General features: G+C 71.9%; 18 protein-coding genes. 4 read left to right on the top strand and 14 right to left on the bottom strand.

Annotation, left to right across the window (positions count from 1 at the left end; genetic code table 11):
- Position 1 precedes the first annotated feature (1 nt).
- From ACWDEN_RS39165 to ACWDEN_RS39155, 3 genes are all read right to left on the bottom strand, one after another.
- Positions 2–355: a histidine triad nucleotide-binding protein gene (locus ACWDEN_RS39165; protein WP_351608529.1), complete on the bottom strand. Its 354-nt coding sequence runs from the start codon at positions 353–355 to the stop codon at positions 2–4.
- Positions 356–404: 49 nt separating this feature from the next.
- Positions 405–3,551 carry a S41 family peptidase gene (locus tag ACWDEN_RS39160; protein ID WP_450862722.1) on the bottom strand — a complete coding sequence of 1,049 codons (3,147 nt, stop codon included), beginning with the start codon at positions 3,549–3,551 and terminating at the stop codon, positions 405–407.
- Between the two features lie 94 nt (positions 3,552–3,645).
- Entirely contained in the window at positions 3,646–4,158 is a 513-nt protein-coding gene (locus tag ACWDEN_RS39155; RefSeq protein ID WP_351608523.1) for a hypothetical protein, read from the bottom strand.
- A gap of 134 nt (positions 4,159–4,292) precedes the next feature.
- Between ACWDEN_RS39155 and ACWDEN_RS39150 the strand changes: the two genes are divergently transcribed.
- Complete coding sequence (locus tag ACWDEN_RS39150; protein ID WP_450862694.1) at positions 4,293–4,670, top strand: hypothetical protein; 378 nt, start codon at positions 4,293–4,295, stop codon at positions 4,668–4,670.
- Here ACWDEN_RS39150 and ACWDEN_RS39145 read toward each other — a convergent pair.
- The 5 genes from ACWDEN_RS39145 to hrcA form a co-directional block, all read right to left on the bottom strand.
- The gene (locus tag ACWDEN_RS39145) at positions 4,612–5,004 is read right to left on the bottom strand and encodes a VOC family protein (RefSeq protein ID WP_351608521.1); all 393 of its coding nucleotides are present in this window, start codon (positions 5,002–5,004) and stop codon (positions 4,612–4,614) included. The genes ACWDEN_RS39150 and ACWDEN_RS39145 overlap by 59 nt on opposite strands.
- A gap of 15 nt (positions 5,005–5,019) precedes the next feature.
- Positions 5,020–5,772: a 16S rRNA (uracil(1498)-N(3))-methyltransferase gene (locus ACWDEN_RS39140; RefSeq protein WP_450862693.1), complete on the bottom strand. Its 753-nt coding sequence runs from the start codon at positions 5,770–5,772 to the stop codon at positions 5,020–5,022.
- Positions 5,769–6,845 carry a nitronate monooxygenase gene (locus ACWDEN_RS39135; RefSeq protein WP_450862690.1) on the bottom strand — a complete coding sequence of 359 codons (1,077 nt, stop codon included), beginning with the start codon at positions 6,843–6,845 and terminating at the stop codon, positions 5,769–5,771. Before ACWDEN_RS39135 ends, ACWDEN_RS39140 begins: the two co-directional genes overlap by 4 nt.
- A gap of 99 nt (positions 6,846–6,944) precedes the next feature.
- Positions 6,945–8,081, bottom strand: coding sequence for a molecular chaperone DnaJ (dnaJ, locus tag ACWDEN_RS39130; protein WP_351608513.1), 1,137 nt, complete (start codon positions 8,079–8,081; stop codon positions 6,945–6,947).
- Complete coding sequence (gene hrcA / locus ACWDEN_RS39125) at positions 8,082–9,098, bottom strand: heat-inducible transcriptional repressor HrcA (RefSeq protein WP_351608510.1); 1,017 nt, start codon at positions 9,096–9,098, stop codon at positions 8,082–8,084. It lies immediately after the preceding gene.
- 171 nt (positions 9,099–9,269) lie between these two features.
- On the opposite strand from hrcA, the gene ACWDEN_RS39120 reads away from it, so the two are divergent.
- Both ACWDEN_RS39120 and ACWDEN_RS39115 read left to right on the top strand, forming a co-directional pair.
- Positions 9,270–9,992, top strand: coding sequence for an MBL fold metallo-hydrolase (locus ACWDEN_RS39120; protein ID WP_351608508.1), 723 nt, complete (start codon positions 9,270–9,272; stop codon positions 9,990–9,992).
- A gap of 34 nt (positions 9,993–10,026) precedes the next feature.
- On the top strand, positions 10,027–10,845 hold the full coding sequence (locus ACWDEN_RS39115) for a DUF3097 domain-containing protein (RefSeq protein ID WP_450862688.1): 819 nt from the start codon (positions 10,027–10,029) through the stop codon (positions 10,843–10,845).
- Here the strand turns inward: ACWDEN_RS39115 and ACWDEN_RS39110 are convergent.
- From ACWDEN_RS39110 to lepA, 5 genes are all read right to left on the bottom strand, one after another.
- Entirely contained in the window at positions 10,823–11,401 is a 579-nt protein-coding gene (locus ACWDEN_RS39110; protein ID WP_351608504.1) for a Uma2 family endonuclease, read from the bottom strand. The genes ACWDEN_RS39115 and ACWDEN_RS39110 overlap by 23 nt on opposite strands.
- A gap of 100 nt (positions 11,402–11,501) precedes the next feature.
- Entirely contained in the window at positions 11,502–12,734 is a 1,233-nt protein-coding gene (gene hemW, locus ACWDEN_RS39105) for a radical SAM family heme chaperone HemW (RefSeq protein WP_450862685.1), read from the bottom strand.
- 27 nt (positions 12,735–12,761) lie between these two features.
- Complete coding sequence (locus ACWDEN_RS39100) at positions 12,762–14,591, bottom strand: ATP-binding SpoIIE family protein phosphatase (RefSeq protein ID WP_351608603.1); 1,830 nt, start codon at positions 14,589–14,591, stop codon at positions 12,762–12,764.
- Positions 14,592–14,773: 182 nt separating this feature from the next.
- Positions 14,774–16,648, bottom strand: a complete 1,875-nt coding sequence (locus tag ACWDEN_RS39095) for an AMP-dependent synthetase/ligase (RefSeq protein ID WP_351608501.1) — start codon at positions 16,646–16,648, stop codon at positions 14,774–14,776.
- Between the two features lie 272 nt (positions 16,649–16,920).
- Positions 16,921–18,795 carry a translation elongation factor 4 gene (gene lepA / locus ACWDEN_RS39090; protein ID WP_351608498.1) on the bottom strand — a complete coding sequence of 625 codons (1,875 nt, stop codon included), beginning with the start codon at positions 18,793–18,795 and terminating at the stop codon, positions 16,921–16,923.
- A gap of 226 nt (positions 18,796–19,021) precedes the next feature.
- On the opposite strand from lepA, the gene rpsT reads away from it, so the two are divergent.
- Positions 19,022–19,288, top strand: coding sequence for a 30S ribosomal protein S20 (gene rpsT / locus ACWDEN_RS39085; RefSeq protein ID WP_067006864.1), 267 nt, complete (start codon positions 19,022–19,024; stop codon positions 19,286–19,288).
- Between the two features lie 192 nt (positions 19,289–19,480).
- Here rpsT and ACWDEN_RS39080 read toward each other — a convergent pair whose 3' ends face one another.
- Positions 19,481–19,675, bottom strand: coding sequence for a hypothetical protein (locus tag ACWDEN_RS39080; RefSeq protein WP_450862683.1), 195 nt, complete (start codon positions 19,673–19,675; stop codon positions 19,481–19,483).
- Between the last annotated feature and the right edge of the window lie 405 nt (positions 19,676–20,080).

The following is a 20,080-nucleotide window of genomic DNA, read 5'->3' as shown; positions in this document are numbered from 1 at the left end:
GTTACCCGGGCGGCCACTGCAGTCCACGGCCGCCGAGGACGTGCGCGTGGGCGTGCCAGACGGTCTGGCCCGCGCCGGAGCCGGTGTTGAAGACGATGCGGTAGCTCTCGAGCTTCTCCTCGTCGGCCACGGCCTGGGTCTCGGCGAGGACATCGGCGGCGAGCTGCGGTGCTTCGGCGCCGAGGACGGCAGCGTTCTTGTAGTGGGCCTTGGGAATCACCAGGATGTGGGTCGGGGCCTGGGGGTTTATGTCCCGGAAGGCGACGGTGGTGTCTGTCTCACGGACGATCGTCGCCGGGATCGTGCCCGCGACGATCTTGCAGAACAGGCAGTCGTCCTGCGGTTCTCCCGCCATGCGGGTGCCTCCTCACGCTGGTGATCAATACCGGGGCATCGTAGTCGTATCAGGTCGGCATGCCCGGCGGGGTTTTCGCGGGCCGTTCCTCCAGTGCCTCCAGCGCGAGCCGGATCGCCTCGTCGAGCTGGGTGTCGCGGCCCTCCGCCCAGTCCTGAGGCCGCTGGACGACCTCCACGTCGGGGTCCACCCCGTGGTTCTCCACGTCCCACCCCACCCCCTCCAGCCACATCGCGTACTTCGGCTGGGTGACCAGGGTGCCGTCGACCAGGTGGTAGCGGCTGTCGATGCCGATGACGCCGCCCCAGGTGCGGGTGCCGACGACCGGGCCGATGCCGAGGGCCTTGATCGCCGCGTTGACGATGTCGCCGTCCGAGCCGGAGAACTCGTTGGCGACGGCGACGACCGGGCCGCGCGGGGCGTCGAGGGGATAGCTGGTGGGGCGCATGCCGCGCGGGAGGTCCCAGCCGATGATGCGGCGGGCCAGTTTCTCCACGACCAGCTGGGAGGTGTGGCCGCCGCGGTTCTCGCGGACGTCGACCACGAGCCCCTCGCGGGCCACCTCCACGCGCAGGTCCCGGTGGATCTGCGCCCAGCCGGGGGCCTGCATGTCGGGGACGTGGAGGTAGCCGAGCCGGCCGTCGGAGGCGGCGTGGACGTGGGCGCGGCGGCCGGCGACCCAGGCGTGGTAGCGCAGGGGTTCCTCGTCGGCGATCGGGATGACGACGGTGTGCCGGGGCTCGCCGCCGCCCGCCGGGGAGACCGTCAGCTCCACCGGATGGCCGGCCGTGCCGACGAGCAGGGGACCCGGGCCCGGCACCGGGTCGACCGGGTGGCCGGCGACCGCGATGATCGCGTCGCCGGGGCGGACGGCGACGCCGGGCGCGGCGAGCGGGGAACGGGCGTCCGGGTCGGAGGTCTCCGAGGGCAGGATGCGGTCGATGCGCCAACTGCCGTCCGGGTGGCGGGAGATGTCGGCGCCGAGCAGACCGTGCCGGGGGCCGCCGCCCCGGCCGCCGGAGGGGATGACGTAGGCGTGCGAGGTGCCGAGTTCGCCGTGCAGCTCCCACAGCAGGTCGACGAGGTCGCTGTGGGTGGCGAGGCGGGCCAGCAGGGGGCGGTAGCGGGCGAGGACGCCGGTCCAGTCGACGCCGCCGAGGTCGGGCCGCCAGAAGTGGTCGCGCATCAGCCGGCCGGTCTCGTCGAACATCTGCCGCCACTCGGCCGCCGGATCGAGGGTCTGCCGGATGCGGGCGAGGTCGACGGTGACGCTGGTGTCGCCGTCGTCGTCGGTGCCGGTACGGCGGTCGCTGGGGACGACCCGGAGCCGGTCGTCGGTCCACAGCAGCACGCGTTTGCCGTCGCCGCTGACCTCGAAGTGGTCGGCATTGGAGGCCAGGTGTTCCAGGCGCCGCTGGGCGAGGTCGTAGCGCTCCAGCTCGGTGTGCGGGCCGGGGTCCTCGGGGTGGGCGCGGGCGGTGCCGAGGACGCCGTGCACGGGGTGACGCAGCCAGAGCACGCCGTCCTTGGCGGCGCGCAGGGTGGAGTAGCGGCCGGCCTCGACCGGGAAGGGGACGATCCGGTCGGCGAGGCCTTCGAGGTCGATGCGGGTGGCGGGCGTGCCCTCGCTGTCGGGGGTCTCGTCCTTGTCCGGGGACTCGAAGGGGCGGCCGTGGCGCTGCGGGCCGAAGGGCGAGGGGGTGGTGGCGGCGAGGGTGATCAGGTGCGGGCGGGCGCCGACCACGAAGGCGAGGTCGAAGACGTGCTCGTCGTAGACCGGGTCGAAGGCGCGGTTGGAGAGGAACGCGAGGTGTTTGCCGTCGAGGGTGAAGGCGGGGGCGTAGTCCTGGAAGCGGAGCGGGGTCGCCTCGGTGACCGACAGGTCGGTGGTGTGGGCGATGCGCAGCTGCGAGAGCGGGCGCGGGCCGGGGTGGGCCCAGGCGAGCCAGGCGGAGTCGGGTGAGAAGGCGAGGCCGGAGACCTCGCCGTCGTCGCTGCTGTCGACCTCGCGGACCTCTCCGGTCTCGCGTTCGACGAGCAGCAGCCGTCCGTCGTGCGCGGCCACGGCGGCCCGGCTGCCGTCGGGGGCCATGGCCAGCTCCAGCACCCGGCCGAGCTGTCCGGCGGCCAGCCGGCGGGGCGGGGCGCCCGGTACCGTCCCGGTCGCGGGGGCGAACTCCAGGGCGTCGTCGCCCTCGGCGTCCGTCACCCACACCACCCACTCCTCGCCCTCGGCACGGAAGGCGCGCGGCATCCGGGCGCGGACCCCCGGGGTGGCGGCGAGGGCGCGGGCGGGCCCGGAGCGGTGGGTGACCCAGTGGATCCCGCCGCGCACGCAGACGGCGCTGCCGCGCCCGGTGTGGTCGGGGGCCGCCTCCCCGAACCAGCGGGCGGCGTCCACCGGACGGGGGCGCAGATCGATCCGGGGACCGCCGAGGCGCACGTCCAGCCGGCGCGGCTCGGCGCCCTCCAGGTCGTCCAGCAGCCACAGTTCACCGGCCGAGCCGTAGACGACCCGGCTGCCGTCGCCGGAAGCGTGCCGGGCGTAGAAGCCGTCGAGGGGGGTGTGGCGGCGCAGGTCGGAGCCGTCGGCGAGGGAGGAGTAGAGGGCGCCGGTGCCCTCGTGGTCGCAGAGGAAGGCGATGCGGTCCCCCGCCCACACCGGACGCTCGATGTTGCCGTCGACGTCCTCGAGCAGCCGGACGAACTCCCCGTCCCCCTCCCGGTCGATCCACAGCTTGCCCGCCGTGCCGCCCCGGTAGCGCTTCCAGTGGGCGGCCTCGCGGCCCATCGGCGCGGACAGCAGCACGGTGGCGGGGCCGAAGGCCACGTCGCCGACCGGGCCGTACGGCAGGGTCTCGGCGGGGCCGCCGTCCAGCGGGACGGCGTACGCCCAGCTGTGGCGGAAGCTGTGCCGGCCGTGCGCGCCGAGCGCGAGCACCCGCCCGTCGGCGGTCCAGCCGAGCACCTCGGTACGGCGGTTGCCCCAGTGGGTCAGCCGGTCGGCGGGGCCGCCGTCGACGGGGGCGACATGCACCTCGGGTGCGCCGTCACGGGTGGAGGTCCAGGCCAGGTGCCGTCCGTCCGGCGATATCCGGGGCGAGGTCACCGGCATGTTGTCGGCGCTGACCCGCCAGGCCCGGCCGCCGTCGAGAGGCGCGAGCCATACGTCGTCCTCGGCGACGAAGGTCACCAGATCGCCATGCACGTGGGGGAATCGGAGATAGGCGGCACCCTGAGTCACCCCGTCACTGTACGCAGCGAGGGGTGCACCGCGCCCGGTGTTCGGATCACTTCCCCTCTACGGGCCAACAGGTGGGGTCGCCCTTGCACCAGAGGGTCCTCGTGACGGTGACGGTCACGGTCGGTCTCCCGCCTCCCGGCTGAGAGGTGGGCGGCCTGTACGTCGGTCCGTGCGGGGCGCCGCAGTCCCCGAGCCCGCTGACGTGGAACACCTGTCTGCCCCCGACCCTGGCGGTCAGGTCCCCGCGCACACAGGCGCCGTCGACGGCCTTGGTCACCTTCCCGGTGACGGTGATCTTCCGCCCGTCCTTGGTCTCGCCCTGGCAGTCGACGGAGACCACGGCGGTCTCGCTCGCCGAGGGCGCCTTCGCGCCCGGCCCGCCTCCCTTGCCGTGGTCACCGGTACAGGTGAGCCAACTGACGTCGACCTGCTGGTGCTTGAGCCGGGCCGTCGCGGTGGTGGCGGTGGTGTAGGCGACGGACGTGGTGCTGAGGTCGTCCGGCTGACAGGCGACCAGGGCGCCGCCCGCCGCCACGACAAGTCCCGCGACAGCCACCACCGGTGTTCCGCGCGGCCCGCACCGAATCCACCTCAAAGCCCCCATGCAGGGCAGACTGCCACCGCCCCGCACACCACGGAAGGCCACATACGGCCACTCACCCCTAGGGGGAGCGGGTCCCCTAATCTGGCGGGATGCGCAGTGAACGCAGGCTCAGGCGGCTCGTCCTGCCGGACGGGACCGTCTGCCGCTGGACCGTGCGGCACCGGCACAGCCACCGTGAGGACGGCCCCTGCGCGGAGGTGCTGACGCTGTACCGGGACGGGTCCCGCACCCGGATCGTGTTCCCGGGGACCGGTGGCGCCTACGGGCACTCCGGCCTGGTCGGCGACGGCCGCGGTCACACCGTCAATCTCCACGAGCCCGGCGTGGTGCGGGCGTTCGCGGACGCGGTACGACGACTGCGGGCGGCCGGTGACGTGGACGGGTGGGCCTTGCTGCCCGCGGTCGCCGTCAGCCGCGCAGCAGCAGCCACTGCTGGAGTTCGACCAGGTTGCCCTCCGGGTCCTTGAGGTGGGCGACGCGCATGCGGTCGGTCATGGGGGCCGGGCCGTGGAGGAGGGTGGCGCCGCGGGAGGTGATCTCGGCGCAGTAGGCGTCCAGGTCGTCCACGCGCAGCACCACCAGCGAACGGTGACCGGTGGCGGTGTCCCCCAGCTCCTCCAGCACCTCGGCCATCATCGCCCGGTCCTGCAGCGCGATCCCGGCCGAGCCGGCGTGCGGGCTGAACTTCTCGTACGGCCCCTCCGCCGCCCCGGACTGCGGCTTGAGGCCGAGAACGTCGGCGTAGAAGCGGTAGCAGGCGGCGAAGTCGGTGACCAGGAGCCGTACTTGGGCGAGTTCCACGGTGTCCCCCGGGTATCAGGACCAGCGGCCGGTGCGGCCCATCAGCAGGGCCACGGCGGCGGTGCCGGCGGTTGATGTACGCAACACGGTAGGACCGAGGACGTACGCCTTCGCGCCCGCCCCCTCGAAGAGCGCCAACTCGTCGCGCGCGACGCCCCCTTCGGGGCCGACGACCAGCACGATCTCGCCCTCGGTGGGCAGTTCGGCGGTGGCCAGCGGCCGGCTCTCGTGCTCGAAGTCGGAGTGCAGCACGGCCGCGAAGTCGGCTTTGGCGAGAAGTGCGGCAACCTGCTTGGTGGTCGCCACGTCCGCGACCTCCGGGAACCGCAGCCGGCGGGACTGCTTGCCGGCCTCGCGCGCGGTGGCCCGCCACTTGGCGAGCGCCTTGTGACCCCGGTCGCCCTTCCACTGGGTGATGCACCGGGCGGCCTGCCAGGGCACGATCGCGTCGACGCCGGTCTCCGTCATCGTCTCGACGGCGAGTTCGCCGCGGTCACCCTTGGGGAGCGCCTGTACGACGGTGACACGGGGGCTGGGCTCCGGCTCCACCGGGAACTCGAACGGCTCGACCACCAGGTGGTCCTTGCCCGACACGCTGACGACGACCCCGGCGGCCCCGCGCCCCTTGCCGTCCGTCAGCACCACGTTCTCCCCGGGCTGCAGCCGCCGTACCGAGACCGCGTGCCGCCCCTCGGGACCCGTGACGTCGACGAGTGAGCCGGGGCCCACGCCCTCGAGCGAGTCGACGACGAACACCGGCGCGGTCATCGCAGGCCCCCCTTGGCCGACAACGCTGTCCGGGCGGCGTCGAGTTCGGCGGCCAGCACCTCCACGAGCTCTCCGGCGGGCAGCTCGCGGGCCAGCCGATGCCCCTGCCCGGCCCACAGCGCCATGCCCTGCGCGTCCCCGGCCTTGGCGGCGGCCTTGCGCAGCGGCGAGGTGAGGTGGTGGATCTCCGGGTAGGCGGCGGGGGCGTACGGGCCGTGCTCGCGCAGGAAGCGGTTGACCAGGCCGCGCGCCGGGCGGCCGGAGAAGGCGCGGGTCAACTCGGTGTGCGTGAACAGGGGGTTGGTCAGCGCCTGCTTGTGCACGGCCTGCGCGCCGGACTCGGGGGTGGCGAGGAAGGCGGTGCCGAGCTGGGCCGCGCTCGCGCCGGCGGCGAGGACGGCGGCGATCTGGCTGCCGCGCATGATGCCGCCGGCGGCGACGACCGGGATGCTCACGGCCTCACGGATCTGCGCGACCAGCGACAGCAGTCCGATGCCGGCGCCGTCGTTCTCGGGAAGGTCCCGGTGGGTGCCCTGGTGGCCGCCCGCCTCCACACCCTGCGCGATCACCGCGTCCGCCCCGGCCCGCTCCACGGCGCCGGCCTCCTCGGCGGTGGTGGCGGTGACCAGGGTGAAGGTCCCGGCACGGCGGAAGGTGTCGAGGACGTCCCGGCCCGGCACGCCGAAGTGGAACGAGACCACGGGCACCGGGTTGTCGAGGAGGACGGCGAGCTTGGCGTCGTAGCCGTCGTCCCGGCCGCTGTCCGGGTCGCCCAGCTCGGTCTTGTACCAGGTGGCCTCGCCGGCCAGCTGGTGGGCGTAGACCTCGACGGCGCCGGACTCGGCATACTCGGGCTGGGGCATGAACACGTTCACACCGAAGGGGCGGCTCGTGAGCCCCCGCAGCTGCTTGATCTCCTGGTACATGCCGTCGGCGGTCTTGTACCCCGCGGCGAGGAACCCGAGGCCCCCGGCCTCGGAGACGGCGGCGACGAGCTGAGGGACGGAGACACCGCCCGCCATGGGGGCCTGCACGATCGGGTGGGGGAAGAGATCGGTCAGCGCGGAGGACATGACCGCATGTTGTCACGTCCTCCGAAAGAGTCCGAATCGGGGCTTCCCACGGCATAGGACAAGGGCATACGGGGTGCCGAAGCACCCCGTACGCAGCGCTCAGCGTCCGTTGAACGCGTCCTTCAACCGCGAGAACAACCCCTGCTGCCCCGGCTGGAACTGTCCCTGCGGACGCTCCTCGCCGCGCAGCTTGGCCAGCTCGCGCAGCAGCCGCTCCTGCTCGGGGTCCAGCTTGGTCGGGGTCTGCACCTCGACGTGCACGATCAGGTCACCCCGGCCGCCGCCGCGCAGATGCGTGACACCCCGGTTGTGCAGCGGGATCGACTGGCCGGACTGGGTGCCGGGCCGGATGTCGACCTCCTCCATGCCGTCCAGGGTCTCCAGCGGCACCTTGGTGCCGAGGGCGGCCGCGGTCATCGGGATGGTGACCGTGCAGTGCAGGTCGTCGCCGCGCCGCTGGAAGGTCTGGTGCGGCAGCTCGTGGATCTCGACGTACAGGTCACCGGCGGGACCGCCGCCCGGCCCGACCTCGCCCTCACCGGCGAGCTGGATCCGCGTGCCGTTGTCGACACCGGCCGGGATCTTCACGGTCAGGGTCCGCCGCGAGCGGACCCGGCCGTCGCCGGCGCACTCCGGGCACGGAGTGGGCACGACGGTGCCGAAGCCCTGGCACTGGGGGCAGGGCCGGGAGGTCATGACCTGGCCCAGGAAGGACCGGGTGACCTGCGAGACCTCACCGCGGCCCCGGCACATGTCACACGTCTGGGCGGTCGTGCCGGGCGCCGCGCCCTCACCGTTGCAGGTGTTGCAGACGACCGCGGTGTCGACCTGGATGTCCTTGGTGGTCCCGAAGGCCGCCTCGTCCAGCTCGACCTCGATGCGGATCATCGCGTCCTGGCCGCGCCGGGTGCGCGAGCGCGGCCCGCGCTGCGACGCCGTGCCGAAGAACGCGTCCATGATGTCGGAGAAGTTGCCGAAGCCACCGGCGCCGAAGCCGCCCGCGCCGGCCCCGCCCGACTGGGAGAGCGGGTCGCCGCCGAGGTCGTAGACCTGCTTCTTCTGCGGGTCCGACAGCACCTCGTAAGCGGCGTTGATCTCCTTGAACCGCTCCTGGGTCTTCGGGTCGGGGTTGACGTCCGGGTGCAGCTCGCGCGCGAGCCGGCGGAACGCCTTCTTGATCTCATCCTGCGACGCGTCGCGGCGCACGCCGAGAACGGCGTAGTAGTCCGTGGCCACTTACGACTCCGCCAGGATCTGTCCGACGTACCGTGCCACTGCGCGTACCGCTCCCATCGTTCCCGGGTAATCCATGCGGGTCGGTCCGACCACGCCGAGCTTGGCAACCGCCTCGCCGCCCGAACCGTAGCCGACCGACACCACTGAGGTGGAGTTGAGTCCCTCGTGGGCGTTCTCGTGCCCGATGCGCACCGTCACGCCCGGATCCTTCGCCTCGCCGAGGAGCTTGAGGAGCACGACCTGCTCCTCGAGCGCCTCGAGCACCGGCCGGATCGTGAGGGGAAAGTCATGCCCGAAGCGGGTGAGATTGGCGGTCCCGCCGATCATCAGCCGCTCCTCGTTCTCCTCGACGAGCGTCTCCAGGAGAGTGGAGAGCACCGTCGAGACCGTACCGCGGTCCTCGGGATCGAAGGCCTCCGGCAGGTCCTCGACCAGCGTCGGCACGTCCGTGAACCGGCGGCCCGCGACCCGGCTGTTCAGCCGCGCGCGCAGATCGGCGAGGGAGCTCTCGCCGAAGGGCGCCGGGCAGTCGACCATCCGCTGCTCGACCCGGCCGGTGTCCGTGATCAGCACGAGCATCACGCGCGCGGGGGCGAGCGAGAGCAGCTCCACGTGCCGCACGGTGGACCGGGTCAGGGACGGGTACTGCACGACGGCGACCTGCCGGGTGAGCTGCGCGAGCAGCCGTACCGTCCGCGCCACGACGTCGTCGAGGTCGACGGCGCCCTCCAGGAAGTTCTGGATCGCCCGCCGCTCGGGCGCGGTCATCGGCTTGACGCCCGCCAGCTTGTCCACGAACAGCCGGTAGCCCTTGTCGGTGGGGATACGCCCCGCGCTGGTGTGCGGCTGCGCGATGTACCCCTCGTCCTCCAGGGCCGCCATGTCGTTACGGACCGTCGCCGGGGACACGCCGAGGCTGTGCCGCTCGGTCAGGGCCTTCGACCCGACCGGCTCCTCGGTGCCGACGTAGTCCTGGACGATGGCGCGCAGTACCTGCAGCCTGCGTTCACTCAGCATCCGCGCGCACCTCCAGCACGTGTCCCCTCGGTTCCACTCGGTCCTGCGGTTCGTCCGCCTGGCACTCTTCGCACGCGAGTGCCAGCGTTCCCGGGCCCAGTGTACGGCTGTCGGGTACACCGAGGGCAAGGTCGGTGCGGTCCCGGCGGCTCCTGCGGCTAGCGTCGCGGTATGACGGTGACTTGGGAAGAGCTGGGGTGGGAGCGGCTGGCCGCGGGGGTCGGCCGGTGCCGGCTGCCCGGCTGGGACTGCACGGCCGGACTGGTCCTCGCAGAGGGTACGGCGTTGTTGGTGGACGCCGGCTCGAGCGTGGCCGAAGGCGCGCGGCTGCGGGCACAGGCCGAGCGACTGGCCGACGGCCGTGTGACCCATCTCGCGCTGACCCACCCCCACTTCGACCATGTCTTCGGGGTGCCGGCCTTCGCGGGGGCGGAGGTGTACGGGGCGGTGGGCCTGGACGCGGTCTTCGCGTACGAGCGGGAGGAGCTGCGCCTGGACGCGGTCAGGAACGGGTTGCCGGTCGCCGACGCCGACGAGGCGGTGGACGCGCTCGCCCCGCCCCGGCATCTGGTGTCCGGCGAGTGGACGCTGGACCTCGGGGGCGGCCGTCAGGCCTTGCTGGCGAACGTGGGCCCCGGCCACACCGCGCACGATCTGGCCGTGCTGGTCCCGGGGGATCCGGAGGTGGTCTTCTGCGGGGACCTGGTCGAGGAGTCCGGCGAGCCCCAGGCGGGGCCGGACGCGGTCCCGGCCCGCTGGCCGGACGCGCTCGACCGGCTGCTCGCGCTGGGCGGTGAGGACGCCGCGTACGTGCCCGGTCACGGAGCGGTGGTGGACGCGGCGTTCGTCCGCCGGCAACGCGACGAGCTGGCGGCCCGTTTCGGCGTGTCGTGAGCGCGGGTCCGCGGCTTCTCCTATCGTCACTCGAATGCGCCAGTACTCCGCCGACCTGACCCCACCGTGGAAGAAGCCGAAGCCCGCGCCGGAGGTACCGGCGGAGCCGGGTCTGGTGGTGGAGGAGCCCGGCACCGGGTTCTGCGGGGCGGTGATCCGCTGCGAGGCGGGCACGGTGACGCTGGAGGACCGCTTCGGCAGGCACCGGGTGTTCCCGCTGGAGCCGCGGGGCTTTCTGCTGGAGGGGCGTGTGGTGACGCTCGTACGGCCGTCCTCGGCCCCGGCTCCGGTACGGCCCGCCCGTACGGCCTCCGGTTCGGTCGCCGTCCCCGGCGCCCGCGCCCGCGTGGCCCGCGCCGGCCGCATCTACGTCGAGGGCCGGCACGACGCCGAGCTGGTCGAGAAGGTGTGGGGCGACGACCTGCGCATCGAGGGCGTGGTGGTGGAGTACCTGGAGGGCGTGGACGACCTGCCGTCGATCGTCGCCTCCTTCGCACCGGGCCCGGACGCCCGCCTGGGTGTCCTGGTGGACCACCTGGTGCCGGGCACGAAGGAGTGGCGGATCGCGCAGTCGGTGACGAGTGAACACGCGCTGGTGGTCGGCCACCCGTACATCGACATCTGGGAGGCCGTGAAGCCGTCGTCCCTGGGCATCGAGGCCTGGCCCACGGTTCCGCGGGGGCAGGACTGGAAGACGGGGGTGTGCCGGGCGCTGGGCTGGCCGTCGGAGAACACCGGCGCGGTGTGGCAGGCGATCCTGAAGCGGGTGGGGTCCTATAAGGACCTGGAGCCGGAGCTGCTGGGGCGGGTGGAGGAGCTGATCGACTTCGTCACGGGTAGCGGTGGGGCCTGACCTGCTTGTAGGTGCCGAACTCGGTGGTGTCGAGCTCGATGCCGAGCGATTCCAGCGGGAGGGAAGCGCCGAATTTGGTGATGCGCTGGGCCCGGTAGTCGGCCTCGTCCCCTTCACCGATGGGCTCCGTCAGCAAAACGCAATGTGCCATGATCGGGTCGATGATCAGGTAGGCGGGGATTTCGCCTGCTGCGTAGATGGAGCGCTTGACGCCGTAGTCCCGGTCGACACTCGTCTTGGAGACCACCTCGACCACCAGCGTGATCAACTGCGACGCCAGCAGACGGCCAGAGTCCGGGGCGACACCGCGCTGAATGACCACCAGGTCCGGAATGGGCTCGCTGGCCTCGTTGATGATGTGCACGTCCGTCGTCTGCAGCCGTTCCCAGCGCCTGCGCGGGATCTGGTCCTGCACCTCCTCCACAATCCGGTTGTGCACGAGATCTGGAGCGACCATCATCACGATTTCCCCCCGGAGAAGCTCGACCTTGATGCCCTCCGGAGGCTCGAACTCCTCGAAGAACCTGGTCATCCCACGCTCGTCCACAGCGGTCATCTCCGTGGCCCTCCACATCCGCCGCGTCCTTTTGGCGGCAGCCTAGGAACCAGGTTAGGGACCGAACCGGCGTTCCGGAGGGATTCACTCGCGGGAGTGATCAGTCCACCAGGTCCCGCACCACCGCGTCCGCCAGCAACCGCCCCCGCAGCGTCAGCACGGCCCGCCCCTCCTCGTACGGCCCCTCCTTCAGGAGCCCCTCCCCCAGCGCCCGCCGGGACGCCGCGAGCCCCTGCTCCTTCAGCAAGGACAGCGGAACCCCCTCCCGCAGCCGCAGTTCCAGCAGGATCCGCTCCACCCGCCGGTCCTCGCCCGACAGCAGCTCCCGGCCCGCCCCCGGGGAGCGGCCGGAGGCGAGGGCCGCCGCGTACGCCCCCGGATGCTTGACGTTCCACCAGCGCACCCCGCCCACGTGCGAGTGCGCCCCGGGTCCCGCGCCCCACCAGTCGGCGCCGCGCCAGTACAGCTCGTTGTGCAGGCAGCGGCCCGCCGGGGAGGTGGCCCAGTTGGAGACCTCGTACCAGTCGAAGCCCGCCCCGGACAGCACCTCCTCGGCGATCAGATACCGGTCGGCGTGCACGTCGTCGTCGGTCATCGGGACCTCGCCCCGGCGGATCCGGCGGGCCAGCTGCGTGCCCTCCTCCACGATCAGCGCGTACGCGCTGACGTGGTCCGGCCCGGCTCCGATCGCCGCGTCCAGCGAGGCCCGCCAGTCGTCGTCGCTCTCGCCGGGAGTGCCGTAGATCAGGTCCAGGTTCACGTGCTCGAAGCCCGCCGCCCGCGCCTCCGCGACGCAGGCCTCGGGGCGGCCCGGGGTGTGGGTGCGGTCGAGCACGCGCAGCACATGCTGCTTCGCGCTCTGCATGCCGAAGGAGATCCGGTTGAAGCCGCCCTCCCGGAGGGTGGCCAGGTACGCCGGGTCCACCGACTCCGGGTTCGCCTCCGTCGTGATCTCCGCGTCCGGGGCCAGGCCGAACTCGTCGCGGATGGCGCCCAGCATCCGTACGAGATCACCGGCGGCCAGCAGGGTGGGCGTGCCGCCGCCGACGAAGACCGTGCGGACCTGGCGCGGGTCGTCGCCGAGCACCTTCCGGGCGAGCCGGATCTCGTCCGTCAGCGTGTCCGCGTAGTTGTCGCGGGAGGCCAGCACCCCGCCCGTGCCGCGCAGCTCGGTCGCGGTGTAGGTGTTGAAGTCGCAGTAGCCGCAGCGGGTCGCGCAGTACGGGACGTGCAGGTAGAAGCCGAGCGGGCGGTCGGCCGCCCCGGCGAGCGCGTGCGCGGGCAGCGCGCCGTCGGCGGGGACGGGCTCGCCGTCGGGGAGTGCGGAAGGCATGTACTCCATTGTCCCGTACGACGGCGGTCACTCCGCCTGGAGCACCAGCAGGGCCAGGTCGTCCTCGAGCGGGCCCCCGCCGAAGTCGTCCACCAGGCGGCGGATCCTTTCCGCGATCAGTTCGGCGCCGAGGCCGGCACAGCCGGACAGGGCGCGGGCGAGGCCGTCGCCGTCGTCGAACTGGCGGGAGCCGGAGCGCCGCTCGGTCACCCCGTCGGTGACACACAGCAGGCTGTCTCCGGGCCGCAGGTCCAGCGTCTCGCTGGTGTACGTCTCGTCCTCGACCACGCCGAGCAGGGTCTGCGGGCCGGCGGCGGTGCGCACGGTGCCGTCGGGGCTCAGGACGAGCGGAAGCGGGTGGCCGGCGGAGGCGAGGGTGCAGCGGACCCCGCCGTCGTACGGGGTCAGCTCGCCGTAGAGCAGGGACAGGAAGCGGGTCTGCGGGCCGTCCCCGGTGGACACCGGCCGGCCGCCGGCGGCGACGAGGGCGCGGGCGGCGGCGTCCGCGGCCTCGGTGGCGTCGTCCAGGAGGAGCTGGTTGAGGCGGTCGAGGACGTCGGCGACGCGGTAGCCCTCGCGGGCGAGCAGGCGCAGCCAGGGGCGGGCGAGGCCGATCACGACCGCCGCTTCGGGGCCCTTGCCCTGGACGTCGCCGACGGCGAAGCACCAGCGGCCGTCGCCGGCCGGGAACAGGTCGTAGAAGTCGCCGCTGGGGCCGCCCTTGTCGCAGGGCTCGTGGACGAGCGCGCTGCTCACACCGGGGATCTCGGCGACCGCGCCGGGCAGCAGGCCGCGCTGCAGTACGGCGCTGATGGTGGCCTGGCGGGCGTACTGGCGGGCGGCGCCGATCGCCAGGGCGACGCGGCGGCCGAGGTCCTCCACGAGCCCGGTGACCTCGTCGGGGAAGCCGAGCAGCCCGCACCGGCCGAGGACCAGCGTGCCGAGCGGCCGGCCGCCCGCGATCAGCCGGTACGACAGCGCCGTGCCGTCGGCGCCCTGCGGACCGAGCGCGTGGCCGGGCCACGGATACGGCTCGGGGCCGGAGCGCAGTCCCTCGCGCGGGCAGGGCGGCTCCTTCTCCAGGGCGCAGCGCAGTTCCTCGATGTGGTTCTCGCTGGCGTGCCAGACCCGGTCGGGACCGGAGGCGGCGCCGCCGCGCACGGTCGCCTCGTCCTCCAGCCACACCGCGCACCAGTCGGCGAGCCGGGGCACGATGAGCTGGCCGGTGAGGGCGGTGACCAGGTTCTCGTCCAGCTGTCCGGCGAGCAGGTCGGAGGCCTCGGCGAGGAAGGACAGCGCGCCCCGGCCGAGCCAGTCCCGGTCGCCGTCGGCGCGGTGCGGCTGCGGGGCCAGGTCCTCGGCGACCTCCAGGGCGGCGTCCGGGGCGGGGGCGCCCGGTTCCTCGACACCGCCCGGGGGCAGCCGCGCCCAGACGGTCTTGGCGCCGGCGCGGTAGGTGACGCCCCAGGACTCGGCGAGCGTGGTGACCAGCCGCAGGCCGCGCCCGTACTCGGGGGTGTCGTACGGCCCCTCGGCGCCGAGCGGGTCGCGTGGCGCGCGGGAGGGATGCCGGTCGCCCACCTCCACGACGAACGCGCCGGTCTGCTCCAGCAGCCAGTCGACCACCACGTCGGTACCGGCGTGCACGACGGCGTTGGTGACCAGCTCGCTGACGACGGCCATGGCGTCGTCGACGAGCCGCGCCGGTATCCCGGACACCTCCGACGCCTCGGCGAGGGCGGACCGCACCAGTGCACGGGCCGCCCCGGGCGCGAGAGGACTTCCGGGCAGCGTGGCCCGCCCCCGCACCTCCCGGGCCCGGGGCTCACTCTCCCGCTGTGTGGGTATGGCCGCCATGTCCATGCGGCCAGGGTGACAGACCGGGGGCGGCTATAAGCGCTGAGTCACCGAAGTGGACAGAAGACGGCCACTTTCGAACGCCGGTGAGCGCAACTTACCCAGGGGCGGGGGAACCGCACGAGCGACTGCGGAGGATCCGCGGCCGCCGGCGGTCCCCCGCCACCCCCGGCGAAAGCGCCCTACTTCTCCCTCGTCCCGGCGTACATCTCGTCGATGAGGTGCTTGTACTCGCGCTCCACCACCGGCCGCTTCAGCTTCAGGCTCGGCGTGATCTCCCCGTGCTCGACGTCGAGATCCCGCGGCAGCAGCCGGAACTTCTTGATCGTCTGCCACTTCTGGAGCCCCGCGTTGAGCTGCTGCACATACCCGTCGACCATCTCCACCGTCTGCGGCGCGGCGACGACCTCCGCGTACGGCCTGCCCTCCAGGCCGTTCTCCTTCGCCCAGTCCAGGATCGCGATCTCGTCCAGGGCGATGAGGGCGGTGCAGTAGTTCCGGTCGGCGCCGTGCACCAGGATGTTGGAGACGTACGGGCACACCGCCTTGAACTGGCCCTCGACCTCGGCCGGGGCGACGTACTTGCCGCCGGAGGTCTTGATGAGGTCCTTCTTGCGGTCGGTGATGCGCAGATAGCCGTCGGGCGAGAGCTCGCCGATGTCGCCGGTGTGGAACCAGCCGTCGGACTCCAGCACCTCGTCGGTCTTCTCGGGCAGCCCGTGGTAGCCCTCCATGATGCCGGGGCCGCGCAGCAGGATCTCGCCGTCGTCGGCGATGCGCACCTCGGTGCCGGGCAGCGGCTTGCCGACCGTGCCGGTGCGGTAGGCCTCGCCGGGGTTGACGAAGGAGGCCGCGGAGGACTCGGTGAGGCCGTAGCCCTCCAGGATGTGGATGCCGGCGCCGGCGAAGAAGTAGCCGATCTCGGGCGCGAGCGCGGAGGCGCCGGAGACACAGGCGCGCAGCCGGCCGCCGAAGGCCTCGCGAAGCTTGCCGTAGACGAGGGTGTCGGCGACCTTGTGCTTGGCGGCGAGGCCGAAGGGCACGGCGTGGTTGCCGGTGCGGCGGAAGTTGTCCTGGCTGACCTTGGCGTACTCGCGGGCGACCTCGGCGGCCCACTGGAAGATCTTGTACTTGGCCGGGCCGCCCTCGCGGGCCTTGGCGGCGACGCCGTTGTAGACCTTCTCGAAGATGCGCGGCACGGCCGCCATGTACGTCGGCTGCACCACCGGAAGATTCTCGATGATCTTGTCGACCCGGCCGTCGACGGCGGTGACGTGCCCGACCTCGATCTGGCCGGAGGTGAGGACCTTGCCGAAGACGTGCGCGAGCGGCAGCCACAGGTACTGCACGTCGTCCATGGTGACGAGGCCGGTCGCGGCGATCGCCTTCGCCATGTACGCCCAGTTGTCGTGCGGGAGCCTGACTCCCTTGGGGCGGCCGGTGGTGCCGGAGGTGTAGATGAGGGTGGCGAGCTGTTCCTTCTTGATCGCGCCGACCCGCTCCTTGATCAGCGACGGGTGGGTCTCCAGGTAGGCCGCTCCGCGCCGCTCCAGCTCCGCGAGCGTGATCACCCAGTCGCTCGTCTCCGCGCCCGCCGCGTCGATGACGACGACCTTGGTCAGCTCGGGCAGCTCGGCGCGCTTCTCGAGCGCCTTGGCGACCTGGGCCGCGTCCTCGGCGATCAGCACCCGGCTCTCGGAGTCGGAGAGGATGAAGGCGGACTCGTCCGCGTTGGTCTGCGGGTAGACGGTGGTCGTGGCGCCGCCGGCGCACATGATGCCGAGGTCGGCGAGGATCCACTCGACCCGGGTGGAGGAGGCGAGCGCCACCCGCTGCTCGGGCTGCACGCCCAGCTCGATGAGGCCGGCCGCGATCGCGTACACCCGCTCGGCCGCCTGCGCCCAGCTGAGCGACTTCCAGTCGTCGGGGCCCTGGCCGGACGCGGGCGGCACCGGGTATCGGTAGGCCTCGGCGTCCGGTGTGGCCGCCACGCGCTCCAGGAAGAGGGCCGCCACGGACGGCGGACGGTTCTCGATCAAGGTCTGTGTGTCGCTCACGACATCCTCCGGGGGCCCGCGACGGTGCGGCTGACTCGGTGCGGCTGGGTTAACTCACGGTGGGGGTTCGTGCTGTTGCTGCGCAGTTGTTTAACTCGCGAGTAACTATCGAGCAGGCATCAGAGTAAGGCGCGACCGGCCGCTGCGTAAGGGGCATCGGCCTGTCACTTTCCACGCAGAGCGACGCTACGCACGCGTAGGGGCCCGCCGCACTTTCGCACGACGGGCCCCTTTGTGTCCCGTTTATGGACGTAACCCGTTGTTACCGCTGGTTACTTCTTGCCCTTGGCCGACCCCGCGCTGTCATCGCTGGACAGGACGGCGATGAAGGCCTCCTGCGGAACCTCCACGGAACCCACCATCTTCATCCGCTTCTTGCCTTCCTTCTGCTTCTCCAGCAGCTTCCGCTTACGGGAGATGTCACCGCCGTAGCACTTGGCGAGGACGTCCTTGCGGATGGCGCGGATGGTCTCGCGGGCGATGACCCGGGAGCCGATGGCGGCCTGCACCGGCACCTCGAAGGCCTGCCGCGGGATCAGCTCCTTGAGCTTGGCGACGAGCCGCACGCCGTACGCGTACGCCTGGTCCTTGTGGGTGATCGCGGAGAACGCGTCCACCTTGTCGCCGTGCAGCAGGATGTCGACCTTGACCAGGGAGCTGGTCTGCTCGCCGGTGGGTTCGTAGTCCAGCGAGGCGTAGCCGCGGGTCTTGGACTTCAGCTGGTCGAAGAAGTCGAAGACGATCTCCGCGAGCGGCAGCGTGTAGCGGATCTCGACGCGGTCCTCCGAGAGGTAGTCCATGCCGAGCAGGGTGCCGCGCCGGGTCTGGCACAGCTCCATGATCGAGCCGATGAACTCGGTGGGCGCGAGGATGGTGGCCCGCACGACCGGCTCGAAGACCTCGTTGATCTTGCCCTCGGGGAACTCGCTCGGGTTGGTGACCGTGTGCTCGCTGCCGTCCTCCATGACCACGCGGTAGACCACGTTGGGGGCGGTGGCGATCAGGTCGAGGCCGAACTCGCGCTCCAGCCGCTCCCGGATCACGTCCAGGTGCAGCAGGCCGAGGAAGCCGACGCGGAAACCGAAGCCGAGGGCGGCGGAGGTCTCCGGCTCGTAGACCAGCGCGGCGTCGTTGAGCTGCAGCTTGTCCAGGGCCTCGCGCAGCTCGGGGTAGTCGGAACCGTCGAGCGGATACAGACCGGAGAAGACCATGGGCTTCGGGTCCTTGTACCCGCCGAGCGCCTCCGTCGCCCCCTTGCTCTGGCTGGTGACGGTGTCACCGACCTTGGACTGCCGGACGTCCTTCACACCGGTGATGAGATAGCCCACCTCGCCGACGCCGAGGCCGTCGGCCGGCAGCATCTCGGGCGAGTTGACGCCGATCTCCAGCAGCTCGTGCGTGGCGCCGGTCGACATCATTTTGATGCGCTCGCGCTTGTTGAGCTGGCCGTCGATGACACGGACGTACGTCACGACGCCGCGGTAGGAGTCGTAGACCGAGTCGAAGATCATCGCGCGGGCGGGGGCGTCGGCGACCCCGACCGGCGCCGGGATCTCCTTGACGACCTTGTTCAGCAGCGCGTCGACGCCGAGACCGGTCTTCGCGGAGACCTTGAGGACGTCCTCCGGGTCGCAGCCGACCAGGTTCGCCAGCTCCTCGGCGAACTTCTCCGGCTGGGCGGCCGGCAGGTCGATCTTGTTCAGTACGGGGATGATCGTGAGGTCGTTCTCCATCGCCAGGTAGAGGTTGGCGAGGGTCTGCGCCTCGATGCCCTGGGCGGCGTCGACGAGGAGGATGGTCCCCTCACAGGCGGCGAGCGACCGCGAGACCTCGTAGGTGAAGTCGACGTGACCCGGGGTGTCGATCATGTTGAGGATGTGGGTCGTGCCCTGGTCGGGGCCCTCGGTGGGGGCCCAGGGCAGACGCACCGCCTGGGACTTGATCGTGATGCCGCGCTCGCGCTCGATGTCCATCCGGTCGAGGTACTGAGCACGCATCTGCCGCTGCTCGACCACACCGGTCAGCTGGAGCATCCGGTCGGCGAGCGTGGACTTGCCGTGGTCGATGTGCGCGATGATGCAGAAATTGCGGATCAGAGCCGGGGCGGTACGGCTCGGCTCGGGCACATGGTTAGGGGTCGCGGGCACGCAGGGTCCTGTCTCTTGAGGCGCCTTATGCCTCGGGTCGGATCGATACGTAGTCTCCATGGTCCCACGCGGAGGGACCGGGCACCGTTTTGGGCCGCTCGCAGGGCCACTGGTACTGTAGATGGCTGTGCCTCATGCCCTCTCAGCACGAGGCACGTCCGAGAAATTTTGGATCACCGGTACGGGACCCTCGCGGCCCCGCACCAGAACCTGAAAAGGCTCCTTCGTGGCGAACATCAAGTCCCAGATCAAGCGGATCAAGACCAACGAGAAGGCTCGGCTGCGCAACAAGGCCGTCAAGTCCTCCCTGAAGACCGCGATCCGCAAGGCCCGCGAGGCCGCTGCCGCGGGTGACGTCGAGAAGGCCACCGAGCTGCAGCGCGCTGCCGCGCGTGCCCTCGACAAGGCTGTCTCGAAGGGCGTCATCCACAAGAACCAGGCCGCCAACAAGAAGTCGGCGCTTGCTTCCAAGGTCACGTCCCTCAAGGGCTGAACCCCCTCTTTGATCTGACCGCCGGAAGGACCCAGAGCGGGCCCTCTCTCATCCGCTCCCGCCCGGCACCCCGGATTCGCACGCGGCCTGCGTTCGCCACGCGGGTGCGAGTCCATCCAGCTTGATCCGAAGGCCCCGGCACCCTCCCTTCCCCAGGGCGGACACCGGGGCCTTCGGCATGCGCCGGCGAAGTCAACGGCAGCGGGTGGCTCCCGGCCACGTGATGCCCGGCATCCGCCGCCGACGGTCGCCCCTCGCGGTCTCTGTGTCCCGGTGGGAGAAGGCGTCGTAGCCCTTGCGGACGAGAGTGCGGACGACAGTTGCCCACGGGGATTCCGCCGCGTCCATCGCCGTCTTCCCTACGTCGGTGATGCGGCCGACACCCATGAGACGTCGGTGATGCCAGCGGACGCCCACCGGTCTCTGTGGCTGCCGCTCCCGGGCGACGGGGGCTGCCACCGAGTCGGCTGCGGAGTCGGCTGCGGATCCACCGGGGCGGCACCGAGTACGTCTAGGGGGCACCGGATCAGCCCGGCGCGGCACCGGACCAGCCCGGCGCGGCACCGGACCAGCCCACCTCGGCAGCGAGTTCGCCCTGCGGCATCCGCGGGGCAGCTCTCCGGGCCGAAACCGAATCCACCCCAGGCGGCGGCCGATCAGCCCCCGGTCGGTGCACAATCCCGCCCTGGGACGACACCGGACCAGCCCGGCGCGGCACCGGACCAGCCCACCTCGGCAGCGAGTTCGCCCTGCGGCATCCGCGGGGCAGCTCTCCGGGCCGAAACCGAATCC

This window comes from Streptomyces sp. NPDC001153 (assembly GCF_053598315.1).
Note: the sequence above shows the minus strand (reverse complement) of the source record. Positions and strands in the feature narration are given on the sequence as shown.